At 60.8% G+C, this 23,905-nt stretch carries 24 protein-coding genes and 1 tRNA gene; 4 read left to right on the top strand and 21 right to left on the bottom strand.

Features of this window, described 5'->3' with window-relative positions:
- Window positions 1-127: 127 nt before the first annotated feature.
- The 14 genes from NKI50_RS12725 to NKI50_RS12660 form a co-directional block, all read right to left on the bottom strand.
- Entirely contained in the window at window positions 128-322 is a 195-nt protein-coding gene (locus NKI50_RS12725) for a hypothetical protein (RefSeq protein ID WP_352716691.1), read from the bottom strand.
- Window positions 289-723, bottom strand: coding sequence for a M15 family metallopeptidase (locus NKI50_RS12720; RefSeq protein ID WP_352716689.1), 435 nt, complete (start codon window positions 721-723; stop codon window positions 289-291). The genes NKI50_RS12725 and NKI50_RS12720 overlap by 34 nt, the downstream gene beginning before the upstream one ends.
- A 61-nt stretch (window positions 724-784) precedes the next feature.
- Entirely contained in the window at window positions 785-1,330 is a 546-nt protein-coding gene (locus NKI50_RS12715) for a cyclic nucleotide-binding domain-containing protein (protein ID WP_352716687.1), read from the bottom strand.
- Between the two features lie 94 nt (window positions 1,331-1,424).
- Complete coding sequence (locus NKI50_RS12710; protein WP_352716685.1) at window positions 1,425-3,080, bottom strand: hypothetical protein; 1,656 nt, start codon at window positions 3,078-3,080, stop codon at window positions 1,425-1,427.
- Window positions 3,081-3,382: 302 nt separating this feature from the next.
- On the bottom strand, window positions 3,383-4,222 hold the full coding sequence (locus NKI50_RS12705; protein WP_352716683.1) for a hypothetical protein: 840 nt from the start codon (window positions 4,220-4,222) through the stop codon (window positions 3,383-3,385).
- Window positions 4,222-4,419, bottom strand: a complete 198-nt coding sequence (locus NKI50_RS12700; RefSeq protein ID WP_352716681.1) for a hypothetical protein — start codon at window positions 4,417-4,419, stop codon at window positions 4,222-4,224. Before NKI50_RS12700 ends, NKI50_RS12705 begins: the two co-directional genes overlap by 1 nt.
- 145 nt (window positions 4,420-4,564) lie before the next feature.
- Window positions 4,565-5,383: an MBL fold metallo-hydrolase gene (locus NKI50_RS12695; RefSeq protein ID WP_023717587.1), complete on the bottom strand. Its 819-nt coding sequence runs from the start codon at window positions 5,381-5,383 to the stop codon at window positions 4,565-4,567.
- Between the two features lie 3 nt (window positions 5,384-5,386).
- Window positions 5,387-6,181, bottom strand: coding sequence for a TatD family hydrolase (locus NKI50_RS12690; RefSeq protein ID WP_352494666.1), 795 nt, complete (start codon window positions 6,179-6,181; stop codon window positions 5,387-5,389).
- Window positions 6,181-7,767 (bottom strand): methionine--tRNA ligase, encoded by a 1,587-nt coding sequence (gene metG, locus NKI50_RS12685; protein ID WP_352482677.1) that lies wholly within the window; start codon window positions 7,765-7,767, stop codon window positions 6,181-6,183. Before metG ends, NKI50_RS12690 begins: the two co-directional genes overlap by 1 nt.
- Window positions 7,768-7,887: 120 nt before the next feature.
- Window positions 7,888-8,943 (bottom strand): DNA polymerase III subunit delta', encoded by a 1,056-nt coding sequence (locus tag NKI50_RS12680; protein WP_352494665.1) that lies wholly within the window; start codon window positions 8,941-8,943, stop codon window positions 7,888-7,890.
- On the bottom strand, window positions 8,940-9,614 hold the full coding sequence (gene tmk / locus NKI50_RS12675; RefSeq protein ID WP_352482558.1) for a dTMP kinase: 675 nt from the start codon (window positions 9,612-9,614) through the stop codon (window positions 8,940-8,942). Before tmk ends, NKI50_RS12680 begins: the two co-directional genes overlap by 4 nt.
- 64 nt (window positions 9,615-9,678) lie before the next feature.
- Window positions 9,679-10,809 (bottom strand): D-alanyl-D-alanine carboxypeptidase family protein, encoded by a 1,131-nt coding sequence (locus tag NKI50_RS12670; RefSeq protein ID WP_352641888.1) that lies wholly within the window; start codon window positions 10,807-10,809, stop codon window positions 9,679-9,681.
- A 132-nt stretch (window positions 10,810-10,941) separates the two neighbouring features.
- Window positions 10,942-12,153: a septal ring lytic transglycosylase RlpA family protein gene (locus NKI50_RS12665; RefSeq protein ID WP_352641847.1), complete on the bottom strand. Its 1,212-nt coding sequence runs from the start codon at window positions 12,151-12,153 to the stop codon at window positions 10,942-10,944.
- Between the two features lie 275 nt (window positions 12,154-12,428).
- Entirely contained in the window at window positions 12,429-13,175 is a 747-nt protein-coding gene (locus NKI50_RS12660; protein WP_245278523.1) for a hypothetical protein, read from the bottom strand.
- A gap of 447 nt (window positions 13,176-13,622) precedes the next feature.
- Here NKI50_RS12660 and NKI50_RS12655 point away from each other — a divergent pair.
- The 4 genes from NKI50_RS12655 to rimO all read left to right on the top strand — a co-directional run bounded on the left by NKI50_RS12655 (window position 13,623) and on the right by rimO (window position 16,523).
- Window positions 13,623-13,712 (top strand) — tRNA-Ser (locus NKI50_RS12655).
- Between the two features lie 90 nt (window positions 13,713-13,802).
- Complete coding sequence (locus NKI50_RS12650) at window positions 13,803-14,210, top strand: DUF930 domain-containing protein (RefSeq protein WP_352641843.1); 408 nt, start codon at window positions 13,803-13,805, stop codon at window positions 14,208-14,210.
- 193 nt (window positions 14,211-14,403) lie between these two features.
- The gene (locus tag NKI50_RS12645) at window positions 14,404-15,063 is read left to right on the top strand and encodes a TerC family protein (protein WP_023717595.1); all 660 of its coding nucleotides are present in this window, start codon (window positions 14,404-14,406) and stop codon (window positions 15,061-15,063) included.
- 146 nt (window positions 15,064-15,209) lie between these two features.
- Complete coding sequence (rimO, locus tag NKI50_RS12640; protein WP_352641841.1) at window positions 15,210-16,523, top strand: 30S ribosomal protein S12 methylthiotransferase RimO; 1,314 nt, start codon at window positions 15,210-15,212, stop codon at window positions 16,521-16,523.
- A 66-nt stretch (window positions 16,524-16,589) separates the two neighbouring features.
- Here the strand turns inward: rimO and NKI50_RS12635 are convergent, their stop codons facing one another.
- From NKI50_RS12635 to NKI50_RS12605, 7 genes are all read right to left on the bottom strand, one after another.
- Complete coding sequence (locus NKI50_RS12635) at window positions 16,590-17,657, bottom strand: BMP family ABC transporter substrate-binding protein (RefSeq protein WP_352482565.1); 1,068 nt, start codon at window positions 17,655-17,657, stop codon at window positions 16,590-16,592.
- Window positions 17,658-17,704: 47 nt separating this feature from the next.
- On the bottom strand, window positions 17,705-18,625 hold the full coding sequence (locus NKI50_RS12630; RefSeq protein WP_352482567.1) for an ABC transporter permease: 921 nt from the start codon (window positions 18,623-18,625) through the stop codon (window positions 17,705-17,707).
- Window positions 18,625-19,737 carry an ABC transporter permease gene (locus tag NKI50_RS12625; RefSeq protein WP_352716678.1) on the bottom strand — a complete coding sequence of 371 codons (1,113 nt, stop codon included), beginning with the start codon at window positions 19,735-19,737 and terminating at the stop codon, window positions 18,625-18,627. Before NKI50_RS12625 ends, NKI50_RS12630 begins: the two co-directional genes overlap by 1 nt.
- Window positions 19,734-21,299, bottom strand: coding sequence for an ABC transporter ATP-binding protein (locus NKI50_RS12620; RefSeq protein ID WP_352494661.1), 1,566 nt, complete (start codon window positions 21,297-21,299; stop codon window positions 19,734-19,736). Before NKI50_RS12620 ends, NKI50_RS12625 begins: the two co-directional genes overlap by 4 nt.
- A 179-nt stretch (window positions 21,300-21,478) precedes the next feature.
- Window positions 21,479-22,456, bottom strand: a complete 978-nt coding sequence (locus NKI50_RS12615; RefSeq protein WP_352716676.1) for a quinone oxidoreductase family protein — start codon at window positions 22,454-22,456, stop codon at window positions 21,479-21,481.
- Between the two features lie 18 nt (window positions 22,457-22,474).
- Window positions 22,475-23,290, bottom strand: coding sequence for a phosphatidylcholine synthase (pcsA, locus tag NKI50_RS12610; protein WP_352716674.1), 816 nt, complete (start codon window positions 23,288-23,290; stop codon window positions 22,475-22,477).
- Complete coding sequence (locus NKI50_RS12605; RefSeq protein WP_352716672.1) at window positions 23,287-23,901, bottom strand: DUF1326 domain-containing protein; 615 nt, start codon at window positions 23,899-23,901, stop codon at window positions 23,287-23,289. Before NKI50_RS12605 ends, pcsA begins: the two co-directional genes overlap by 4 nt.
- Between the last annotated feature and the right edge of the window lie 4 nt (window positions 23,902-23,905).

Genomic DNA, 23,905 nt, shown 5'->3' with positions numbered 1-23,905 from the left:
CGCGTTTCCGGGGTGGGGCGCTTTTTGTTAAACACCCCGGGGGGCGGGCCGTGGAAAAAATAAATTTTTTGCCAGTTTTTTTTGGGCCCGCCCCCCCAAACCGGGGGTGGGGGGGCCCCCCGTTCCGTTACTTGGTAACGGGGGCAGGAGGAGCGAGGCGGCGGGTGATACCCTGAACGCCCTCGCGATAGGCCGTAAGCGTTGCTCTGGCCTTGTTGCATTCGTCCTGGCGGATAATGAGCAACACGTGCAGATCGAAGTTCGACTTCGCTGCAGCGTCCTGCTTTTTCATTTCGGCAGTTGGTTTTTCAGTGTTCGCCACGATGTTAGCTCCCAGTGTGCGGGGTCGTAGAACTTCCATTCTCCGCCCCATGTGATTTCGATGCCGGATTGCACCGAAATTTCTTGACCGATATGGCCGAGCAACGCCCATGACAGGCGTTGCAGGTTCCACCCGTGGACCGAGTGGATTACGTCGATGGCCATGCCGTAATTGTGGGCGGATTGACCCGCCTTTGCCTTGGAATGCCCCTGCACAAAAGCTGCGTTTTGATCGTCCATGCTGCGAACGCAGCAGTGGCAGTAGAGGGGCACGTCCTGTTTACGCATACGCGTGACAAGACGCTTCTCGAATTCGAGAATGTCAGGGTGCGCGCCCTCACGGAGGGCGCGCATTTGTTGGTCTTTGTATTTTTGGCTTTGGATGAAGGGGCGATTGACCATCGCCCGCATTGCCGCCGACAGATTGACCGCTGGCAGCGGTTCGATTGGTGGCGGATTAAGCCTATTCAGGAGTGTTTCCGGGTGGGAGATCGTCCGAGTCTTGTTCGGGTTCGAGTTCGAGAGGACTGTTAGCAGCCGCTCCCGGAGCGTCGGACTTGACGACTGTGGCTTTTCCGGCGTCGTAGGCATCGCGCGTCCTGCTTTCCATGTCGTTCGCCAGTTGAGCGAAACGACGTTCCATGTTGATTTGCTGTAGGTAGAGAAGGTGTTCCATGTCGGGATTGCGCGCCGCGCGTTCCGCGATTTGTGTGAAGACCTCAGCGTTTTCGATGATGGAGAACGTGGGTTCGTTTTCGGCGGTGTAGACGAAGACATCGTTGTCTTCGGTTGTGATGCTCACATTGCCGCCGTGGGCGAACTCCACGACATCGCGTCTTTCAGGCGCAGCCAGAAAGACGGGTTCACCGTCGCCGGTGACGAGGAAGAGCCTTGCGATACCCGGAGAATTAACGTTGAGGCGGATACGCCTTTCCGCATCGCCGGGCAGTGTGAGAACAGCGCCCTTTTCAAGGCGGTTCCAGCGAGATAGACTGTCAAGCTTGATCATGGAGATTTTCCTTTGCGTATTATTGGAGCGATCTTGAATTTCTTCATATGGACCGCCGCCCTTGTGGTGACGGCGGCCCTTTTAGGCGCGCTGATTACGGCTTGACGATCCGAGCCTGCGGCGCTTCCGCTAAGACCTTGGCGTAATCGTTGGTGGCCTCATGGAGGACCCCGCCGAATACGGTATTGCCGTTGATAATCACGTCGCCCTGGATGACGCATTCAAACGGGTCTTGGTTGGTGACGACGAACGGTTTTGTGTGGATGTTCGTGCACAGGTAGAAGTCGGTCGAGAGCGTAGGATTGGCGGTTTCCACCGCCCAGATACGCTGCCGATCCTCGTCAAAGCCTGCATCGACATCGGGCCGGTAGAAGCGCCCGCCGATATGCGGAGCTTCGATGTTCCATGCATAGTTCAGGGGCGCATAGCCAAACGTTCCGTTTGGCGTGGCGTGATCGATATCAACGTACTCGTTAGGCACCGCCTCGACCTTTTCCGGGTCGAGAGTATCCCGCAGATAGTGCGGGAAGCTGTCGGCGTTCTGAGCGTGGAGGAAGGGTTCCTTTTGACGCTCAAACAGTTGGTCCGGCGTGACTTCCGCGACAATCATGATGACGCCGCCCGTAGGGATGCGTGGCAACTGAATTGCCATGTCGATGAAGGTTGCGCCGTTGGTGACGCTTTCCGTGAGATTGGCAGCGTCCGACGCATAGCGCTTGGACATGCCGAAGACGGTCGACTTTTCACCGATGAGCATAGGCTGGGCGAAGGCTTGTTCAGGAACGGTTATGCCGTCCATGAGCATGTTGATAAGCCATTCGTCCGAGTGGCCTTGGTATTGCTCGCGAAGCTTCGCAAAGGCCTGTGTTTTGCGGGCCAGTTCGATATTGGACAGCGACACGGTGATACCGTTCGCCTGCAATTCGGCGAAGATATCGGGAATTTTCGTCACGTTGTCACCCCGGACGCGGAATTCCGCTGCACCGCCGGAGGTGATTGGACTGGTCCAGTTGGCCCCAGTTACGGCAACCGCACTGCCCGCTTCCTTGTTATTCACAAGCGTCGTGTTAAAGGCGGCAGTCGGAGACGCGGCGATACCCTTAACCGGCAGTTTCGCATTGACGACATTGAGCGCCACCTGCCCGTCGATAACGGCCTGATCGAAGTCAGGTACGATATGCTTGAAGCGTTCATGGTTCCAGAACGCCGGGGCCAGGGTGGTTGCCAACCGCGCCCGAGGGGCGATGTTCTTGGAGCGGTTCGCGGCGCGGAAATTCCAAATCTGGTTGTAGGCCTCGAGATACATAGTATTGACCAGCTGGGCATCGCGCCCATGCAGGCCGAGGTATTTGTAGACCAGATTTGCGCCACCGGCGCCGAAGGCAGCGGTTTCGACATACGGGACCAGAGGCAGGCCCGGATAAACGACGCCCTCCCACGATCGGTTGAGCATATCCATGCTGCCGTTGAAGCGATCGAGGGCGAGGGTAGGGACCAGATAGGCGAGAACGCGGACGTTGATTGCGTTCATGAGGATTTCCGCCGTTTCCATGCTTTCGAAGCTGAAACGGAGACGGCCCGACATAACGCTGTCCTCCCGGAGCAGCGGGATAGCCGCCAGAGGCACCATCTTGCCGGCAGGCAAGGAGGTGAGGCCGCGAGCGGTATGCATGCGGTTGCTGCGGGGCACGGTCAACGGAGACGTTGACATTTTGAGGTTGGCAGGAGCCGTACGAATTGCGTTTTTCACTTGGTTTTACCTTGTTTCAGGGTTGAGGTTTTTAGTCGCCGCTGCGGCCGTGACGAGACTGGCCGAAGCCGCCCCGTCCGCCCGAGCGGAGCGTGGTGAGCAGGTTGCGGAGGTTTCCACCGCCCCCCGGTTGCGGTTCGGACCGCACAGGGAACCGACTTAGCAGCGGAGCGATAAGCCCCCCGCGAGCGCGCGGAATTGACCGCCGCCGAAGCGTCGTTAAAAGTTTATTCATTTCTTTCTGCCTAATTTCTTGAGGATTTTCAGAAGCTTGATACGTCGCTTAAGGCAGCGACGGCAGGTCACCAGAAACCCCATCCCGGGGTAGGGTGCGAGAGGGGAGGGCGGTAGGGGAGACGCCCCGTCTTCGCACTCCGATTGGAGCGCCCATGGCGCACCACGTTTGCGGGCGAGCTAACAGCAAGCCTGTCTAAGAAGCTGTCGTATTTTTGGGGAAAGTTCCCCAGCCCACCAAAGAGCCCAGCCGCGTCGTTTCCAAATCTGGAATAGCGTGGACTGTTTACCCTCATGTCTGAGTTTGCAACGTAGCCACCATAAAGCATGGTAGCCAGTTCGCTGTCGCCGTACCGCTGTTCCATATTGTCGGCATCGCGGACGGCGGCGTCTATCGCCGCATCCTGCCACGGATTGGTGGCAGTCGTTTTGCCAGCCTCTGGCGGGGTTGGCGGCCCGAGCACGTCAGCCACAGACTTGAACGTTTGTCCTGGCTGAACGCCGCTTCCGATTACTGATTTGTGCGGCCCCGCCGTGAAGGAGGGGACGTCACCGAAGCGGACTTTCGCGGCCGTATCCGCTTGAAGGTTGGCGAGTTGAGCCTCGACCAACTTGATTTCCATTTCGCGCTTCTGATCCTTGAAGGGGTCGAAGTTCGCCATGAAATCTTGGGTCGCATCGGCAACGCCGCTTGCGATCCGCGAGGACAGCGGAGTGCCGGAGGTTGTCATGGTTGAGAACCCGGCAGAACCGCCGTTGCGAAGCGCGGTGAGGGGATTGAACCCCGCCTTTTCCGCGCTCCGCACCATCCTGTCATAATCGACAGACGAGGTAGTGGTTTGTTTGTCACCACCCCCGAAGATGGAGCCGAAGATTGATGCGCCCGCGCTTATGAGAGCGGGCCACATTACCGGGTATCCTTATCGCCGAAGAAGCGGGCGGCAAGGAGATCGAAGCCGACGAGCGCGAGGGCCGCGAGGCCCGCGCCGAACTGATCGGCAACGACAGGGTCAGCGTGTATAGTTCCAATAAGATACGCTGCGATGAACGTGCCAGCCCGCGAAACGAGCGGCACGAGGAATTTTCGAATGATGAGCGTTTTCAACGACTTGCGGCCCTTTCTTGCCTAAAGTCGCATAAGATAGATTATGGAACTGACATGGCCGATAGGACGTGGCGAAGATAGCATAAGCGAGCCGCTGGGCGGTTTGGAGCGAACTCTGTAACCCAGCTATGAAAACCTTGGTCCTTTACGCTGATTTGTAAGGGATTTCGATCGTCATGCCGTCATAGGCAGGCTCGACGTTGGCCGGCGTCTCGGCCATTACCGTGGCGTAGTCGAGCGGCACATGCATATGCGTCAGCACCGCGTTCTTCGGCGCCAGTCTTTCGATCCAGCCGAGCGCCTGGCCAAGCGACAGATGGCTCGGATGGAAGGTGTATTGCAGCGCGTCGATGACCAGCATGTCCAGCCCGCGCATACGCTCGGCTGTCGCTCCCGGAAAGTCGCTGATGTCAGGGCAATAAGCGAGATTGCCGATACGAAAACCCAGCGAGATGATGTCGCCGTGGATTTGCGGCAGCGGTTCGATGGTGAGGGCGCCGCCCTCGCCTTCGATCACCACCGGCCTGTTGTGGTCGATGATATGGGCGTTGACGATCGGCGGATACGAACTGCCTTTCGGTGTTTCGAAACAGTAGCGGAACGCTTCCCTCAGCCGCAGCATGGTAACCTGATCGGCATGGATGTCGATCCGGTGGCGCTGCTCGAGCACGAAGCCGCGCAAATCGTCGATGCCGTGGATGTGGTCGGCATGCGGATGCGTATAGACGACCGCATCGATGCGCCTGACCGATGCCAGCAGCATCTGCTCGCGAAAATCCGGGCCGGTGTCGATGACGACCGTGGTCCTGGCGCCATTCGCCGCGATCCGCTCGACGAGCGCTGCGGTGCGCATGCGCCGGTTCTTTGGGTTGGTCGGATCACAATTGCCCCAGTCGCCGGTGATGCGTGGCGTGCCCGGCGATGAGCCGCAGCCGAGGACGGTAAGACGCAACCGATCGCTCATGCGTCAGGCGCCCGGCGCGCTCGGGCGCGGCATTTTCCTGAACAACCGGAAGAAATTGTCGGTGGTGATGGCAGCGATCTCGGCCTCGCTGACGCCGATCGTGTCGGCCAGCACCTTGGCTGTATGCGCGACATAGGCAGGCTCGTTGCGCTTGCCGCGAAACGGGATCGGCGCAAGGTATGGCGCGTCGGTTTCGACCAGCAGACGGTCGCGCGGCACATCGGCGGCGACGGCGCGCAGCTCGGCGGAGTTCTTGAAAGTCAGGATGCCGGAAAACGAAACGTAGCCGCCGAGCGCCACGCCGATCTCGGCCAGCCGGCGCCCCGATGAAAAACAGTGCAAGATGAAGGGGAAGGCGCCCTTCCCTGTTTCTTCTTCGAGGATATCAGCCATGTTGTCGTCGGCGTCGCGTGAATGGATGACCAGCGGCAGACCGGTCTCACGAGCCGCGGCGATGTGGGTGCGAAAGCCCTGCGCCTGTGCATCGCGCGGCGCATGATCGTAGAAATAATCGAGCCCGGCCTCGCCGATCGCCACCACCTTGTGATGATCGGACAGCCGCACCAGATCCTCGACAGTCACATCAAGCTCTTCGGCCGCATTGTGCGGATGGGTACCGACCGAGCAATAGACCTCATCGAAAGTCTCCGCAATCTCAAGCACTTGTTGAAACCGCTTCACCCGCGTCGAGATCGTCACCATGCGGCCGACACCGGCCGCAAGGGCGCGGGCGACGATGGCCGCCCGCTCCTCGGCGAAATCCGGAAAGTCGAGATGGCAGTGACTGTCGACCAGCATCAGGCGCTTGTATCCGTTTGCTCGACATAGCGTGGAAATACCGGTTCCGGCGCCGGCAGTGCCGTGCCGGATACCAGCGCGTGAGCCTCGGCGACATTCGCGAAATCGCGGCTGTCCGCCGGCACCGCCAAAAGGTCGAGCAGCTTTGCCGCCGACTCCGGAATGAAGGGCTGGCAGAGCAGCCCGACACGCCGGATCACTTCAGCCGTCGTCCACAGCACCGTTTCCATGCGTGCCGGATCGGTCTTCTTCAGCGCCCATGGCTCCTGGCCGGCGAAATAGCGGTTGGCTTCCGCCACCACGCCAAAGATCGCCGCCAGCGCCAGATGGATGCCCTGGTCGGCCATCGTCCTGCGCGCCGTGACAAGGGCGGCATTGGCCTGATCGAGGATCGCCTTGTCGGCATTGCTCAATTCGCCGCGCTTAGGCACCACGCCGCCGCAGTTCTTGGCGATCATCGACAGCGAGCGCTGCGCCAGATTGCCGAGATCGTTGGCAAGATCGGCATTGGTGCGGTTGACGATGGCATCGTGACTGTAGCTGCCGTCCTGGCCAAACGGCACTTCGCGCATGAAGAAATAGCGCACCTGGTCAAGGCCGTAGTGCTCGATCATCGCGAACGGATCGACGACATTGCCGACCGACTTCGACATTTTCTCGCCACGGTTGAACAGAAAACCATGCGCGAACACGCGCTTCGGCAATTCGATGCCAGCCGACATCAGGAATGCCGGCCAGTAGACCGCGTGGAAGCGGATGATGTCCTTGCCGATGACGTGGGCGTTTGCCGGCCAGAAAGACCATCTCTCATTGGCCGGATCCGGATAGCCGGCGGCGGTGATGTAGTTGGTTAGTGCATCGACCCAGACATACATCACATGCTTCTCATCGCCGGGCACCGGCACGCCCCATTTGAATGTGGTGCGCGAGATCGACAGATCCTTCAGGCCGGATTTGACAAAGCTGATGATTTCGTTGCGCCGCTCCGCCGGTCCGACGAATTCGGGGCTGTTCTCGTAGAGCGCGAGCAGTCTGTCCTGATAGGCGGAAAGGCGGAAGAAATAGCTCTCTTCCTCGGTCCATTCGACGGGCGAGCCGAGTGGTTCGCGGCGCACGCCGTCGTCACCGACCTTGGTTTCGGCCTCGTCGAAATAGGCTTCCTGCCGCACCGAATACCAGCCGCTGTAGCGGTCGAGGTAGATGTCGCCATTCTCAGCCATGCGCGTCCAGATCGCCTGGCAGGCCTTGTAATGACGCTCCTCGGTGGTGCGGATGAAAACGTCGTTCGAGCAACCGGTCGCTTCGAGCATCGAGCGGAAGATCGCCGAGTTGCGATCGGCAAGCGCTTTCGGCGCTAAGCCTTCGGCGTCCGCCGTCTGCTGCATCTTCAAACCGTGCTCGTCGGTTCCCGAGACGAAGAAGACGTCCTTGCCGTCGAGCCGCTGGAAGCGGGCCAGCGTGTCGCTGGCGATGACATTGTAGGCATGGCCGATATGCGGCTTGCCGTTCGGATAGAAAATCGGCGTCGTGACGTAGTATTTTTCGCGTGCCATGGATGAGCCGTCATGAATGTCTGAATGAAAGATGTCGCGGTGAGATATCGCATCGAAACGGCAATTGCCATCCGACGCCAATGTGGTGGCTTCGAAGTTCCTGCGATTGATTGGGATCAAAACTCAGGGGCTTCAAAGCCACGCCAGCGGCCGTCACATTCGCATTGCAGAATTCAGGCGGTCGATCATGGTCAGGGCGTGCTGCTTCTTGTCGAGATTGTAGGTCTCGGTTTCAGATATAGCGTTCAAAGCCTCGTGCCAAGTATCCGACAGCGTTTTGGCCCGCGCCAAATCGCCGGCCAGCGCGGCCTGGCTGGCGCCGGCCGACAGAAGATCAAGTGCGCGGCGATTGAATATCTCGAACGGGATCGCCTGGTCGCGGCCGGCGACCGCCTCGGCAAGACGGTAGGCGCCGGCGACATCTGTCTTTTTGGCCATCACCAGGGCGTCGAGGGTGGCGGCGATTTCCAGCCCGCCATATTGCGTCAGCAGGATCGCATTGCGGGCGCTGCCCCCTGCCCGTTCCGCCAGCGCCGCGCGCGCCGCAGGATCCTCCGGTGGCGGTGGCTCGATGCCCTCCAGAACCGTCATCAAGCTCTCGGCATCGAGCGGCGCCAACCGCACCATCTGGCAGCGCGAGCGGATCGTCGGCAGCAGGCTGCCCGGCGCATGGACGATGAGGATGAACAAGGTGCGCGCCGGTGGTTCTTCAAGATTCTTCAGCAAGGCATTGGCAGCATTGGTGTTCATGTCGTCGGCGGGATCGACGATAACCACCCGGTAGCTGCCGTCATGCGAGGTCAGCGACAGAAAGCGGCTGACCTTGCGGATCTCGTCGACGGTGACCACGGTCTTGAAGCTCTTGGTCTTGTCGTTTGCGGGGCGCGTAAGATGCAGCACCGAAGGATGCGCGCCGGTGGCGATCTGACGAAACAGCGACGATGCCGGATCGGGAACGGCAAGGCTTTCCGGCGCCTGCCCGAAGGCCGGGTGCTTCAACAGGTGATGCGCCAGGTGAAAGGCCAGCGTCGCCTTGCCGATGCCGACCGGCCCGGCAAAGATCAGCGCGTGCGGCAGCTTTCCCGAGCGATAGGCGGCGGCAAGCATATCGGCGGCCTGAAGATGTCCGACGAGACGCGGCGTCTCGGATGGCTCCGGCACCCCGTCCAGCGTATCGTGCTGTTCGGGTGCGATGCGTTCGAAAATCATGCCGGCGCCGCCTGTCTGCTTTGCGCCGGCATCATCTTCTCGAGAGCCGCGAAGACGGTGGCGGTAACGACATCCTCCACCGTGTCCGGGTCTGCTGATGCATCGACGACGACGCAGCGTTCGGGTTCAGCCGCGGCGATGGTCAGAAACGCCTCGCGGCGGCGCTGGTGGATGGCCAATGTTTCCTTCTCGAAGCGGTCCGGGCCGTCACTGCTGCCCCGTCGGGCGGTAGCGCGCCTCAGTCCCTCGGCGGGGTCGATGTCGAAGATCAGCGTCATGTCCGGCACCATGCCGTTGATGGCGACCTTCTCCAACGCGTCCATGAATGCCGGGTCGAGGCCTCCGGTGACGCCCTGGTAGACGCGAGAGGAATCCATGAAGCGGTCGCAAAGCACGACCGAGCCGCGCTCGACTGCCGGCCGGATGACCTGTTCGACATGGTCGGAACGCGCGGCGGCGAAAAGCAGCGCTTCCATCTTGGGGCCGAACGGCTCGGCTGCGCCTGAAAGCAGGACATGCCTGACCGCCTCCGCGCCCGGCGAGCCACCCGGCTCACGCGTCACCAGTACATCGTATTTCTTGGCGCGCATCTTCTTTGCCAGCCGCCCGATCTGCGTCGACTTGCCTGCTCCTTCGCCGCCTTCAAAAGTGATGAAAAATCCGCGCGCCAAAGCCTTTGTCCATACTTCGGGGACCGTATAGTCCCGGCGGGAAAAAAGGTCCACCGCGACGGTGCTAACGCAGCCAGCCGACGGCCAGTTCCTTGGCGGCATCGAGCGCGCGTTGCGGCAACGAACCGACACCGATCGACTCGGCGGCAAAAAGCGGCGTCTCCTGGCTGAGCGTATCGCCGATCCAGACGCGCAGCGTACCCACCGGCTGCCCCTCCTCCACCGGCGCTGCCACCGGTCCGTCATAGACAATCCTGGCGGTGAGCTTGTCGCGGTTGGCGATCGGTAGGAAGATCTCCACGGGTCCATTAGCCTTTAACGCGACGCCGGATTTGGAGCCGCCAAAGACCTGGGCTTCGCCAACCACTTCGTCCTCGGCGAATATCTCCGTCTTCTCGAACGAGCGAACGCCCCAGTCGAGCAGCTTTCGCGCTTCCTCGGCGCGCTCGCGGTCGTTTGCCAGTCCGCTCATTGCCGCAATCATCCTTGTTCCATTGTGGCTGACCGAGCCGACTATGCCGAATCCGGATTGCTCGCTGGCGCCGACTGCAAGGCCGTCGGCGCCTATATCCATGGCCAGCAACGGGTTGCGGTTCCTCTGGGAAATCTTGTTCCAGCTAAAATCCTTCTGGCCATAATAGCGGTAGAGATCCGGGTAGTTGCGCCAGATATGCAGGGCCAGAAGCGCAAGCTCGCGAACGCTCGTTTGCTGCCCGTCGGCCGGCAGACCGGTGGAATTGACGAAGGTCGATTTCTGCAAGCCGATCTGGCGGGCGCGCTCGGTTATCTGCGCCGCGAAATTCGCTTCGGACCCGGCCATTCCTTCAGCGATGACAATACAGCCGTCATTGGCCGCCTGCACGGTCACGCCCTGGATCAGGTCCTCCAGCCGGATCGTCGACTTGAGTTTCGCGAACATGGTCGATGTCCCCGAAGGAGCGCCGCCCTTGCGCCAGGCGTTCTCGCTGACCACGAAAGTGTCGTCGAGCGTCATGCGCCCTGATTTGATGGCGTCGAAGACCACTTCCATCGTCATCAGCTTGGCCAGCGAGGCCGGCGGGATCAACCTGTCCGCATCCTTGGAAAACAGCACGGTGCCGGTTTCGGCGTCGATCATGAAGGCCTGCGCGGCCTTGGTCTCGAAAAGCTGTGCTGAGACCGGCACAAGCGAGAGCAGCAGCAGGCCGAGCGTCATGAGCCCGGTGGAAGGACGGAAAAATTTCATCGGGTTCGACCAGTCAGCCGGCGCTCTTTTGCAAGTTGGCCGAAGCTAGCAGGCTTTTCCACGGCGGATCAATCGCGCACGAGAAAGCCAGGCGACCCGCCATCAGTTGCGTACGGCAAGCGCATCCGGCGCACCATGCGACCACGCGGCCTGCAGCATCTCGTCCAGGCTGCCATGGCCGTCGGCATAGAGGTTGACCGAGTACCAGCCTTTGCCGTCGAGTTCGGAGCGCTGGATCTCGGTCTTGCCGAAGCTGGAAAGTTGGGCCGCCACCCGCTCGGCTTCGGCGGCATCCTCGAACGAACCCGCCGCGACATAGTCCGTGGGCGACCCGGCTGGAGGAGCTTGCCGTTTCCAGGATTGAAGAATCTCGGCGGGCGACATGCCGACGCCATCCAGCGCGGCGAAGGCGTTGGAGGCGCGCTGCACGCGCTCATTGGCATAGGACAGCGACGCCACAGTGAATGGCGATTGCGCCGGCAGGTTGATTTCCGGACGCTCCGGCACGATCGGTCCAAATTCGGGCAGCGTCACATCGCCGGAGGCCGGTGCCTGCGTCGCAACGACAGCTTCCGATGCCTGCCCGGAATTCGTCAGCTGACCGGGGAACGGCACCACCGCGGCGCTTACCGGCAGGCTCGGCGACGGCCCATTCATGGCGACCATGACACCGCTGGGCAGACCGTCCGATGGATCCGGTGCCCTGTTGCCGGGATGGTACGAGGCCATCAGATATTGACCGTCATTGCCTTCGAGCGGCGCACGGCCGACATATTCGACCTTCACCTCCGCCGTACCGATATTGGCATAATCGAGCATTTCAGCAGCGCGCTTAGACACATCGATGATGCGTCCATCATGATAGGGTCCGCGATCGTTGACGCGCACGATCACCGAACTGCCGGTCTTCATGTTGGTTACCCGCGCATAGCTCGGCAGCGGCATGGTCGGATGCGCCGCCGTCAGATCTGCCATGTCGTAGACTTCGCCGTTGGCGGTCAACCGGCCGTGGAAGGCCTCACCATACCAGGATGCGAGGCCAACCTTGGCGTAACGCTTGTCTTCCTTTGGATAGTACCACTTGCCGCGCACCTGATAGGGTCTGCCGAGCTGATCGCGTCCGCGAGACGTCTTGAACATCACGCGCGGGCTGGCTTTCACACCGTATTCGGCTTCGGAAAAATATTCCTTGGAGCGTGGTTTCTTGTTGACCATCGCCTTTTGCTGCGGCCCGGCACATGCCGCAAGAAAGGCTGCCGACAAGGCAAACAGCGCGAAAGCGGAAGCGCGACGAAGACGCGCCGTAGTCTGCATTTTCGATTGTCCCCTACAGTCTCGACGAAGGCACCGCAGCTTTAACGTTGGCGGTGCCAAAGCACCCACTCCAGAAACGCCGGCGACTCCCAACCCCAATCCTTTTGTGCGCAGGAATTGTTTATCACCGTATTAACCGATTGTGGTCGGAACCGGGCGAGATTGTGGCACGACCGTCTCGCCGATCGGCATGAAAATCATCGCGTATCGATCACCAGCGCCATTCGTGCCCGCACGCTTTGCTGCCCGGCGTTGGCATGTCTCCGAGCGCAGATTCAGGGACCGAATATCACAAGCTCGGTGAACGTCAGATCTCCAAGTGCGGGTGGTCTGGGGCCCTTGAAGTATTTCAGCCCCTTGTTGGCGCGGTACCACCCCAACAAACCTGGAATCGGCTCCTTGGCGTCGACAAAGCAAACCAGGATTCCCCTTCGCAAGAGAAAGCGCCCCACGGCACCGGCGCACCGGCTTAAATCCGCGAGCGAGCGGCAATAGATGATCTGATGGCATCGGATAAGACCGTGCAACATTCGGCGCGGCATCAACACCAAGGGAAACGCTGCTCCGTCGCAAATGCAGATCAACGACAGGCAGCCCAGCGTGGAGTGTTCAGAGAGTATGTATCTCTCACTCTCGGACAGCATCGCCAATTCGGGAAGATCGGGACGCGCTTCGAGCACGCGACATGACCGCTGCGCCGAACTTAATGCCGGCACGAAGGTAAATTGTCCGCTGGAGAAGAGCCGAAAGCCGAGCGCCCGGTTGGCTTTCAATGTCGCTTGTGCCGGCGAAATGTTCGTGTAGGTCACATCCCTTCGCTTGAGAACCGCCGCAACCAACATGGCGCCGTAGGGACGGAATTCTGCGTCGACTGACCAGCTTGAAAGATTGCAGCGGATTTCGTCGCCCTCCGACCCCTGGTAGCGAGCATAAAGGGTGAGCACAACGCCGACGATCCGACCGGCATGCTCCAAAACAAAGCCATATTGTGGGAACTCGGCAACTGCGGGCCGCTGCGACAAACGGGTCAGAGCCTGTATCCAGTAACTCCGGTTACGCGCCGGAAAGCCCCTGCACAGACAGTCGACCACTCCCTCCCAGTCGGTTTCTCGAATTGGTCTACAGCGAAGACCGGGCGGGAGAGCGCCAAGTACGGCCAAAATCAACTCCGGAATACGATTTACTTACATGTGTTTAATGCGCCCAACATATCGGCGCACAACGATTAATAGTCTGTGCGGGTTTTAAAAACGATTTTCCACACTCAGCACAAAACACAGGTCGCCATGCCGGGCTGCTCATCGTCCTGAATCGCGCCCAAAGGTGCGGTCGCCATGGTTGACTTGGTGTTGAATGCGGCTTTACAGGAATGAAGCGCGAACCGGTCGGGGAACGTCCTGGTGCCAATCCGGTACCGACTGCTCGAACCCGCCCTCTCGCGATATCCTAAGTGATTGAAAAATCACCTTGGAGGGATGGCCGAGCGGTTTAAGGCACCGGTCTTGAAAACCGGCGTGGGTGCAAGCCCACCGTGGGTTCGAATCCCACTCCCTCCGCCATTTGAAGCCTTGTCCCGAAAGCAATCTCCTGGGCTTGCGTCGAGATGACCGGGAAGTGACCCCCGATCGGGTTGATTTCTCCGTCCGAATATGATGCTTCTCCCGCCTATGAATAAACTATTTTCTGCGGTTTTCGCATGGACGATAGTGGCTTGGCCGGCCAACGCGATGGACAGCGCATTGCGCGCCGGCCTGCTTAAACTCGACCCGCAAACCCGGCTGGAGCAGCGATGCGACGCCGAAATTCTCGACCGGATTACCCGCGACGACCACAAATACAGAGCCGATCGCGTCGTCGCTTACGCCTTTGCGACGCCCGAAATGGGCGCCGATGCGATCAGGAGCCCGGGCGCTGCGTTTCGCAGCAAGGGACAATGGTACCGGCTGAAATTCAAATGCGAGACAGCGCCGGACCATATGGAGGTCCTGCAGCTCCGCTACCGGATCGGCGACGAAATTCCCGAAAGCGACTGGCCCAAATACAATCTCTACAACTAGGCATTCGCGACCTCTGGCCGCATTTTCGCCGGTGTTTCGGGCCGATCGTCGCAAACTCTGTATGTTGCCGCCGTGACGAGCGGTTTGCCGACCTTGTTCCAACCAGTCCCTTGACGCGCGGGAACCATACACGTTAGGGCCTCCAGGCATTCGACGCGAACGGCCGGCCAACCAGCAAGGGAACTCCCAGTCGATGGAAATTTTCACCGCCGCGGGCTTCTCTGCCCTGCTCCAGGTCATCGCCATCGATCTCGTGCTTGCAGGCGATAACGCCATTGTCATCGGCCTTGCCGCTGCCGGCCTGCCGGTCGAGCAGCGCAAGAGAGCGATCCTTATCGGCGTGGTGGCGGCGACGGTGCTGCGCATCGGTTTTGCAGCTATCACTGTCACTCTGCTCCAGATTGTCGGCCTGCTGCTGGCCGGCGGCATCCTGCTGCTGTGGGTGTGCTGGAAGATGTATCGCGAACTGCGCACCTCCCATGCCGACGAAGTGGAGGCGACCGAGGCGTTGTCCAATTCCGATATCAACAGCGATAATATGGTGGCCGGGAAGGCGCGTAAGAAGACCCTGGGTCAGGCTGCATTGCAGATCGTCATCGCCGACGTCTCTATGTCGCTCGACAACGTGCTGGCAGTCGCCGGCGCAGCGCGCGATCACTTCCAGGTGCTGGTGATCGGCCTGGTCCTGTCGATCGCGCTGATGGGCCTTGCCGCGAGCTTCATCGCCAAGCTGCTGCACCGCCATCGCTGGATCGCCTATATCGGCCTTTTGATCATCTTCTATGTCGCACTCGATATGATCTATCGAGGCGCGGTGGAAGTCTTGCCGCATGTCAGCAGTGCGGTGAGCTGACGCATCGACTCGAATTCGCATCGGCCGGCACTTCGACTTCGGCCAGCCTTCGGGGGCGCTTGCGTTTCGCTGCAGCCGCTGCCCATACCAATGCGGCAACAACTGTGGTACTGCGCCGCCAATCCTGAAAATCCGGAAAAGCTTTGATGTCCGCCCCTCGTGTCAGCTTCGTCAGTCTTGGATGCCCGAAAGCCCTTGTGGATTCGGAACGCATCATCACGCGCCTGCGCGCCGAAGGCTACGAGATCGCCCGCAAGCACGACGGCGCCGACCTGGTCGTCGTCAACACCTGTGGCTTCCTCGATTCGGCCCGCGACGAATCGCTCAACGCCATCGGCTCGGCACTTTCGGAGAATGGCAAGGTCATCGTCACCGGCTGCCTCGGCGCCGAACCGGACGTCATCCGTGAAAGACATCCCAACGTCCTCGCCATCACCGGCCCGCAAGCTTATGAAAGCGTGATGGCGGCAGTGCATGAGGCCGCTCCCCCGAGCCACGATCCCTATATCGACCTTTTGCCGCCGCAGGGCGTCAAGCTCACGCCGCGCCACTATGCCTATCTCAAGATTTCGGAAGGCTGCAACAACCGCTGCACCTTCTGCATTATCCCGGCGCTGCGCGGCGATCTCGTATCGCGGCCGGCCGCCGACGTGTTGCGCGAGGCCGAGAAGCTGGCCAAGGCCGGGGTCAAGGAGATCCTCGTCATCTCGCAGGACACCAGCGCCTACGGCATCGACATCAAATACCAGACCAGCATGTTCGGCGATCGCGAAGTGCGGGCGAAATTCCTCGATCTGTCGGAAGAGCTGGGTAAGCTCGGTGTCTGGGTGCGCATGCACTATGTCTATCCCTATCCGCATGTCGCCGACGTCATCCCACTGATGGCCGAAGGCACTATCCTTCCTTATCTCGATATCCCGTTCCAGCACGCCTCGCCGCAGGTGCTGAAGAACATGCGCCGGCCCGCCCATGGCGAGAAGACGCTCGAGCGCATTCGCGGCTGGCGCGAGATCTGTCCGGATCTCGCCATTCGCTCCACCTTCATCGTCGGTTTCCCCGGCGAGACGGACGACGATTTCGAGATGCTGCTCGACTGGCTGGACGAGGCCAGGATCGATCGTGCCGGCTGCTTCAAATACGAGCCGGTCAGAGGCGCCCGTTCCAACGAGCTCGGCCTCAAGCAAGTGCCGCAGGAGGTCAAGGAAGCCCGCTGGCACCGCTTTATGCAGCGCCAGCAGAAGATTTCGGCAACGCAGCTCGCCAAGAAAATCGGCAAGCGCCTGCCGGTACTGATCGACGAAGCACATGGCAATTCGGCCAAGGGCCGGACCAAATACGATGCGCCCGAAATCGACGGTGCGGTGCATATCCAATCGCGGCGGCCGTTGCGCGCCGGCGACATCGTCACGGTCAAGATCGATCGTGCCGACGCTTACGACCTCTACGGCTCGGCGGTCTGATATCACTCAATCCAAAACAAAAAGGGCGCCGCGTGGCGCCCTTTCGTTCGATGTGTTTCCGGTTGCTTACTGTGGCAGCTTGTCGTCGACGCCCTTCACGTAGAAATTCATCCCAAGCAGCGTGCCGTCGTCAGCGACCTCGCCGTCCTTCAGCCATGGTGTGCCGTCCTGCTTGGCGATCGGCCCGGTGAAGGGATTCCAGCCGTCGGCTATCTTCTTGGTGGTGGCCTCGGCCATCGCCTTGACGTCGTCGGGCATATTGGTGAACGGCGCCAGCTTGACGGCGCCGTCCTTGATGCCGAGCCAGACATTGTCGGGCTTCCAGGTGCCGTCGAGCGCCGCCTGGACCCGGCTGATGTAGTACGGCCCCCACTCGTCGGTCAGCGAGGTCAGCTGCGCGTGCGGCGCGAACTTGATCATGTCGGAGGACTGGCCGAAGCCGTGCAGCTTGCGCTCCTCCGCCACCTGCAAAGCAGCGGTCGAGTCGGTGTGCTGGACGATGATGTCGGCGCCTTGATCGAACAATGCCTTGGCTGCGTCGGCTTCCTTGCCCGGATCGAACCAGGAGTTCACCCAGACGATCTTCGCCTTGAAGTTCGGGTTGATCGACTGCGCGCCGAGCATGAAGGAATTTATGCCCATCACCACTTCCGGGATCGGGAAGGAAACGATGTAGCCGGCGACGCCCGACTTCGATTGTTTGGCGGCGATCTGGCCAAGCACGTAGCGGCCCTCATAGAAACGCGCATTGTAGATGCCGAGATTTTCGGCCGTCTTGTAGCCGGTGGCGTGCTCGAACATCACCTTGGGGAATTTCTTGGCGATCTTCACTTCCGGGTCCATGAAGCCGAAGGATGTGCCGAAAATGATCTTGCAGCCCTCGCGTGCCAGGCGTTCGAAGGCGCGGTCGGCATCGGGGCCTTCGGAGACGTTCTCGAGATAGGCGGTCTCGACCTTGTCGCCGAGTGCCTTTTCCACCTCGAGGCGGCCTTGGTCGTGCTGGTAGGAGTAGCCGAAATCGCCGATCGGGCCGGTATAGACCCAGCAGGCCTTCAGCTTGTCCGCCGCCTCGGCTGAGGCCGCCAGCGACAATGCGGCCGTCGTCGCCATCAGGGCAATAAGCAGTTTTTTCATTGTGTTACCTCTCTGAGTTAAGCCTTGGAGCTTCCGTCTTTTTGTTGTCAACGATCCGGAACGAATGGCTGCCCCAGGGAAGCCGGCGTGTTCATCATCGTCAGACGCTTGTTGCGGGAGATTAGAACGAGAACCACGACGGTTGCCAGATAGGGCAGCGAAGAAAGCAGTTGCGAGGGGACCGGAATGCCAAATGCCTGTGCATGAAGCTGGCCGATCCAGACCGCGCCGAAGATATAGGCGCCGGCCAACACCCGCCATGGCCGCCAGGAGGCGAAGACGACCAGAGCCAGCGCGATCCAGCCGCGGCCGGCGGTCATGTTCTCCACCCATTGCGGTGTGTAGACCAGCGATAGATGACCGCCGGCGAGGCCGGCACAAGCGCCGCCGAAAATCACTGAGAGATAGCGGTAACGGATGACGTGGATGCCAAGCGCATGGGCGGATGCATGGCTGTCGCCGATCGAACGCAGAGTGAGCCCGGTGCGGGTCTTGAACAGGAACCACATGACGGCGGCGGTCAGCGCGATCGAGATGTAGAAGATCGGATCCTGACCGAACAGCAGCCTGCCGACGATGGGGATTGCGGTCAGGCCGGGAATATCGAGGTTGGGCAATCTCTCACCGGGCTGGCCGACAAAATTCGTCCCCATCATGCCGGAAAGGCCGAGGCCAAGCAGCGTCAGCGACAGGCCGGTGGCCACCTGATTGGTGGCCAGCGACAGGGTCATGAGGGCGAACAGAAGCGAGAACACTGCCCCCATGGCAATTGCCGCCAACAGCCCTATCCACGGCGAGCCGGTCAGATAGCCGGCGCCGAAGCCGCCGACCGCACCCATGATCATCATGCCTTCGACGCCGAGATTGAGCACGCCGGAACGTTCGACCACCAGTTCGCCGATCGCCGCTATCAGCAGCGGCGTCGCCGCCGTCGCGATGGTCAAGAGGATGTTGACGGTGATGTCCATCAGCGGGCTTCCTCCAGCTTCGGTGCTGCCTCGAGTTTCGGCGCGGCAAAGCCGATTAGGCGGATGCGATAATGAATGAGCGTGTCGCAGCCGAGCACGAAGAACAAAAGCATCCCCTGGAACACGCGCGCCACCTTGTCGGAGATGCCGAGCGCGCTTTGCACCGCCTCGCCGCCGAGATAGGTCAGCGCCAGCACAAGGCCGGCGGCAACGATGCCGAGCGGATTGAGCCGGCCGAGGAATGCCACGATGATGGCGGTAAATCCGTAGCCGGGCGAGATCACCGGCTGCAGCTGGCGGATGGCGCCAGAGACCTCCGAAATGCCGGCAAGTCCGGCCAGCGCGCCCGACAGCAGAAAGGCAAAGAAAACCATGCGGCTCAGGCCGAAACCGGCGAAGCGCCCTGCCCTCGGGCTCGAGCCGAGCACGCGGACCTCAAAGCCTTTCAGCATCCGGCTCATCAGGATCCAGATCAGTACTGCCGCGATCAGCGCGAAGACAAATCCCCAGTTCGCCCTGCCGGATTCCGGGAGGAGTTCCGGCAGTATGGCCGAGTCGTTGAACTGGATGGTCTGCGGGAAACCGTGGCCTTGCGGATCGCGCCACGGCCCGCGCACCAGCCAATCGAGGAAGAGCTGGGCGACATAGACCAGCATCAGGCTGGTCAGGATCTCGTTGGTGTTGAAGCGCGTCTTCAGCAGTGCCGGAATTGCGGCATAGGCGGCCCCGCCGACCATGCCAAAAAGAAGCATCAGCGGCAGCACCAATGGACCTTCGAACTGCGGAAACAGCACGGGAATGATCGAGCCGACAATGCCGCCCAGGATGAACTGGCCTTCGGCGCCGATGTTCCAGATGTTTGCCTTGTAGCAGACCGACAGCCCGACCGCGATCAGGATCAGGGGGGCGGCCTTGATCGCCAGCTCATGCAACTGCCAGACTTGGCTGATCGGTTCAATGAAGTAGATGCGGAACGCCGTCAACGGGTTGACGCCGAGCAGCGCGAACATGATAGCACCAGCAATGATCGTCAAAACGAAAGCGATGAACGGCGACAGTGCCGAAAACAGCATCGAGCGCTGCGGGCGTTTTACAAGTTCGAGGCGCATCAAGCCGTCTCCAACGTATGTTCGGCATGCCCGGGTTCTGAGCCGCCCATCAGCAGCCCGATCTTCTCGAATGTCGCTTCAGTTATCGGCAGCGGCCTCGACAGTTCGCCATTGTGCATGACCGTGATCGCATCGGAAATCTCGAACAGCTCGTCGAGGTCCTGGCTGATCACCAGCACCGCCGAGCCGCTGCGCGCTAGCTCGATCAGCGCCTGCCGGATGTGGGCCGCCGCACCCGCGTCGACGCCCCAGGTCGGCTGATTGACCACCAGGACGCTTGGCCGGCGGTCGAGTTCGCGGCCGACGATGAATTTCTGCAGATTGCCGCCCGAAAGAGCCGCAGCCTCCGGATCCGGCGCGCTCTTGCGCACGTCCATCGCCTTTATGATGCGCTGGGCAGCGGAATAGATTGCATCGCTCTTGACCATTCCACCGGCGCCGACAAACATCTTGCCATCGGTGGCGTGGCGCGACAGAAGCAGGTTCTCCGAAAGCTTCATGCGCGGTGCTGCGCCGTGGCCGAGCCGCTCTTCCGGGACGAAGGCAGCGCCCATCAGGCGCCTGCCGGTGATGGTGAGGCCGCCGGCATCTTTGCCGCGGATGCGGACCGAGCCGGCATCCTGCTGCAGCACCTCGCCGGAAACGGACTCGAAGAATTCGCCCTGGCCGTTGCCGGCGACACCGGCAATGCCGATCACCTCGCCGGCGCGGACTTCAAGATTGATGTTTCTGAGCGGGATGGAGAACGGAGTCGCCGGCTTGCGGGTGAGTTCGCGGACTTGAAGCAGCACCGGCGCGGTCTCGATACCTTCGGCCGGCGCCCGCACCACAGCCTGAACCTCGTTGCCCACCATCATCCGCGCCAACGAAGACGCGGTTTCCTGGCGCGGATTGCAATGGCCGACCACCTTGCCGTGACGCAGCACGGTGGCGCGGTCGCAGATGCGTTTGACCTCTTCCAGCCGGTGCGAAATGTAGAGGATGGACTTTCCTTCCGAACGCAACCGCTCGAGCGTCTCGAACAGCTTATCGGCTTCCTGCGGCGTCAGCACCGAAGTCGGCTCGTCGAGGATGATGAGTTGCGGCGTCTGCAACAGGCAGCGGATGATTTCGATACGCTGACGCTCGCCGACCGACAGATCACCGACCAGCGATAGCGGATCGAGAGGCAGGCCATAACTGTAGGAGAGCGCCCTCGCCTTGGCCGCGATCGTGCTGATCGGCGAGCCGTCATCCAGCGACAGCGCGATGTTCTCCGCCGCCGTCAGCGCCTCGAACAGCGAAAAATGCTGGAAAACCATGCCGATGCCGAGCTTTTTTGCGGTGCCGGGGCTGGTGATCCGGACTGCCTGGCCATTCCAGAAAATCTCGCCTGAATTCGGTTCCAGCGATCCAAACAGCATTTTCACCAGCGTCGACTTGCCGGCGCCGTTCTCGCCAAGCAACGCGTGGATCTCGCCCTTGGCGATGTTGAGATCGACATGGTCGCACGCCGTCAGCGTGCCGAATATCTTGGTGAGGCCGCGAACCTCCAGCAGGTTTGCGCCGTCTTGATCTGCACTCACAGTGCCTCCATCTGGTTTGCCAGATATGTTCTGTGTTCCCGCAAGCATCGTATGCGCGCCCTGCTCTCGACGGTAAGCGCCTCACGACTTGAAAGAGCTTCAAGAATTTCAGCGGAAACTCAAGCGGTAAAGCGCAGTTCGCAAGAACCGCGGCGTCGGCGGGCCGAAACTGCGGGCGCTCAAGGGATAAGTATCGTTGTCCCGGTCGTCCTGCGCCCTTCGAGATCGGAATGCGCCTTGCCGGCATCGCTGAGCGCGTAACGCTGATTGATCTTGATCTTGACGGCACCGCTGAGCACGACATCGAACAAGGCGGCGGCGGAAGCCTCGAGGTCCTCGCGCTTGGCATTATAGACGAACAGCGTCGGCCGCGTTGCGAACAACGAGCCCTTCTGCGCCAGCAATGAGATGCTGAAGGGCGGGATCGGCCCAGATGATTGACCGAAGCTGACGAACGTGCCGAGCGGCCGCAGGCAATCGAGCGAGGCCGGGAACGTATCGTTGCCGACCGAATCGTAGACCACGTCGCATTTCTTGCCACCGGCGATGGCGGCAACACCGGCGACGAAATCCTGCTCGCGATAGTTGATCACGTGGTCGAAGCCGTGCGCCTTGGCGAGCTCGATCTTGTCGGTCGAACTTGCGGTGCCGATCACCGTCGCGCCGAGATGCTTGGCCCATTGGCCGAGGATCAGGCCAACACCGCCGGCCGCCGCATGAAACAGGATCGTATCGCCCGCCTTCACTTTGAACGTACGGCGCAACAGGTACTCGGCGGTCATACCCTTCAGCATCATAGCCGCGGCCTGTTCGTCGCTGATGCCGTCGGGCACCTTCACCACGCGGTCGGCGGCGATCACGCGCTGCCCGGCATAGGCGCCGGTGGTCACCGCATAGGCGACGCGATCCCCGGGCATCAGCCAGTCGACATCTGTGCCGACCTCCAAAACCACGCCGGCCGCCTCACCGCCGGGGATCAGCGGAAATCCGCCCTGCGGCGGATAAAGGCCCGAGCGATAATAGACGTCGATGAAATTGAGACCGATCGCGGTGTGCCTGACCAGAATCTGCCCCGAGCCCGGCTGCCCGGGATCGGTATCCTCATAGGTCAGGACCTCCGGACCGCCATTGGCGTGGATGCGGATCGCTTTGGACATTTTCCAGCTCTCTTGGGATCAGGCTTTCTTGTCCGGCTTGGCGCCGAGATTTGGAAAGAACTGCATGATAGCGCCGATGCAAGCTAGGTAAAGCCCGGTGACCGTAATTCCGATCTTGATGAAATCGCTGACCTGCTCGCCCAGCACGCCGATCTTGTCATAGAAGGAGGCAAGCGCGGCCTGCGCCAGCGCCAGCGCGCCGAAAGCACACCAAAGCAGCGTCATGCCGAGATTGACTGGCCGCAGCCGCTTCACCCGCACCGGATGGATGAAATGGATCGGCACGAAGGTGAGAATGCCGGCCACCACGACCACGGCGAAGGAAACCCATTGTCCGGGTTCGATGACGAACAGCGTGAACACCACCATGTTCCAGACGACTGGAAAGCCCTTGAAGAAATTCTCCTTCGTCTTCATGCCGGTATCGGCATAGTAGATTGCGCTCGACACCACGATGATCGCCGCCGACAGGAACGACAGGCGCTCGCCCATGAAGCCGCGCTGATAGAGCGCGAAGGCCGGAATCAGCACGTAGGTCACGTAGTCGATGATGTTGTCGAGGAGTTCGCCCGACCATGTCGGTAGGATTTCCTTGACGTCGAGCTTCCTGGCGATCGGCCCGTCGATGCCGTCGACGAACAGCGCCAGCCCTAGCCACCAGAACATCGCCGTCCAGCGCTGCTCGCTTGCTGCGACCAGCGACAGAAACGCCAGGAATGAGCCCGACGCGGTCAAGAGATGGACCGAGAACGCCCGCGCCTGCGGCCATGTGACTTTCTTCTTCGGCCGCGGAATCCGGTCGGCGATTTTCCTGGCCGTCGTCTTCTTGCTCACGGTCCCCGCCAGTCCAGCTTGCAGATTTCGGCCGAGCGGCCGGCAAAGTTCCAGTTGCGGCCAAAGGCCCGCATTTTGCTCCTGTCGGATTTGGCGACGATGATTTCCGGCGCGATCCAGTATTCCGAATTGCTGATGACCGTATCCTTGTCGCGATCCTTGCCGGTGATCGGCGTCACCGCGCCATCGATGATCTTCGGTATCTGAAAGATGCGCGTTTTCTCACGCGTCTCGTAGGTGATTGGCACCTGCTCGGCGCCGAGGAACTGTCCGACCAGGATCGAGAGCAGCGATGTGGTTCCGCCGGCCTTGCCGGTGAATATCTTCGTCAGTGCCTTCACAGCGTAGACCGAGGCGCGCTTGTCGATGAACAGGCCGGCAGTCCAATTGCCGCGGCTCATATAGCCGGGGATTTCCATGACCAGCCCAAGATTGAGACTAGACAGGTCGACCTCGCCGAAATGGCCGGCATCGATGCGGAATCCGGCCCAGGTCTGGCAATAGCCTTCTGTCGGCGGATGATTGCCGAGCGACAGCACGCAAGGGCAAAAAACCGTGCAATTGCAGGAAAGGACGAGCTCTCCCTTCATTGCCCAGTTTTGGTCTGTCATCGAA

The organism is Mesorhizobium sp. M0563, assembly GCF_040321065.1.
GTDB lineage: Bacteria > Pseudomonadota > Alphaproteobacteria > Rhizobiales > Rhizobiaceae > Mesorhizobium.
This window is presented reverse-complemented; position numbering and strand designations above follow the sequence as displayed.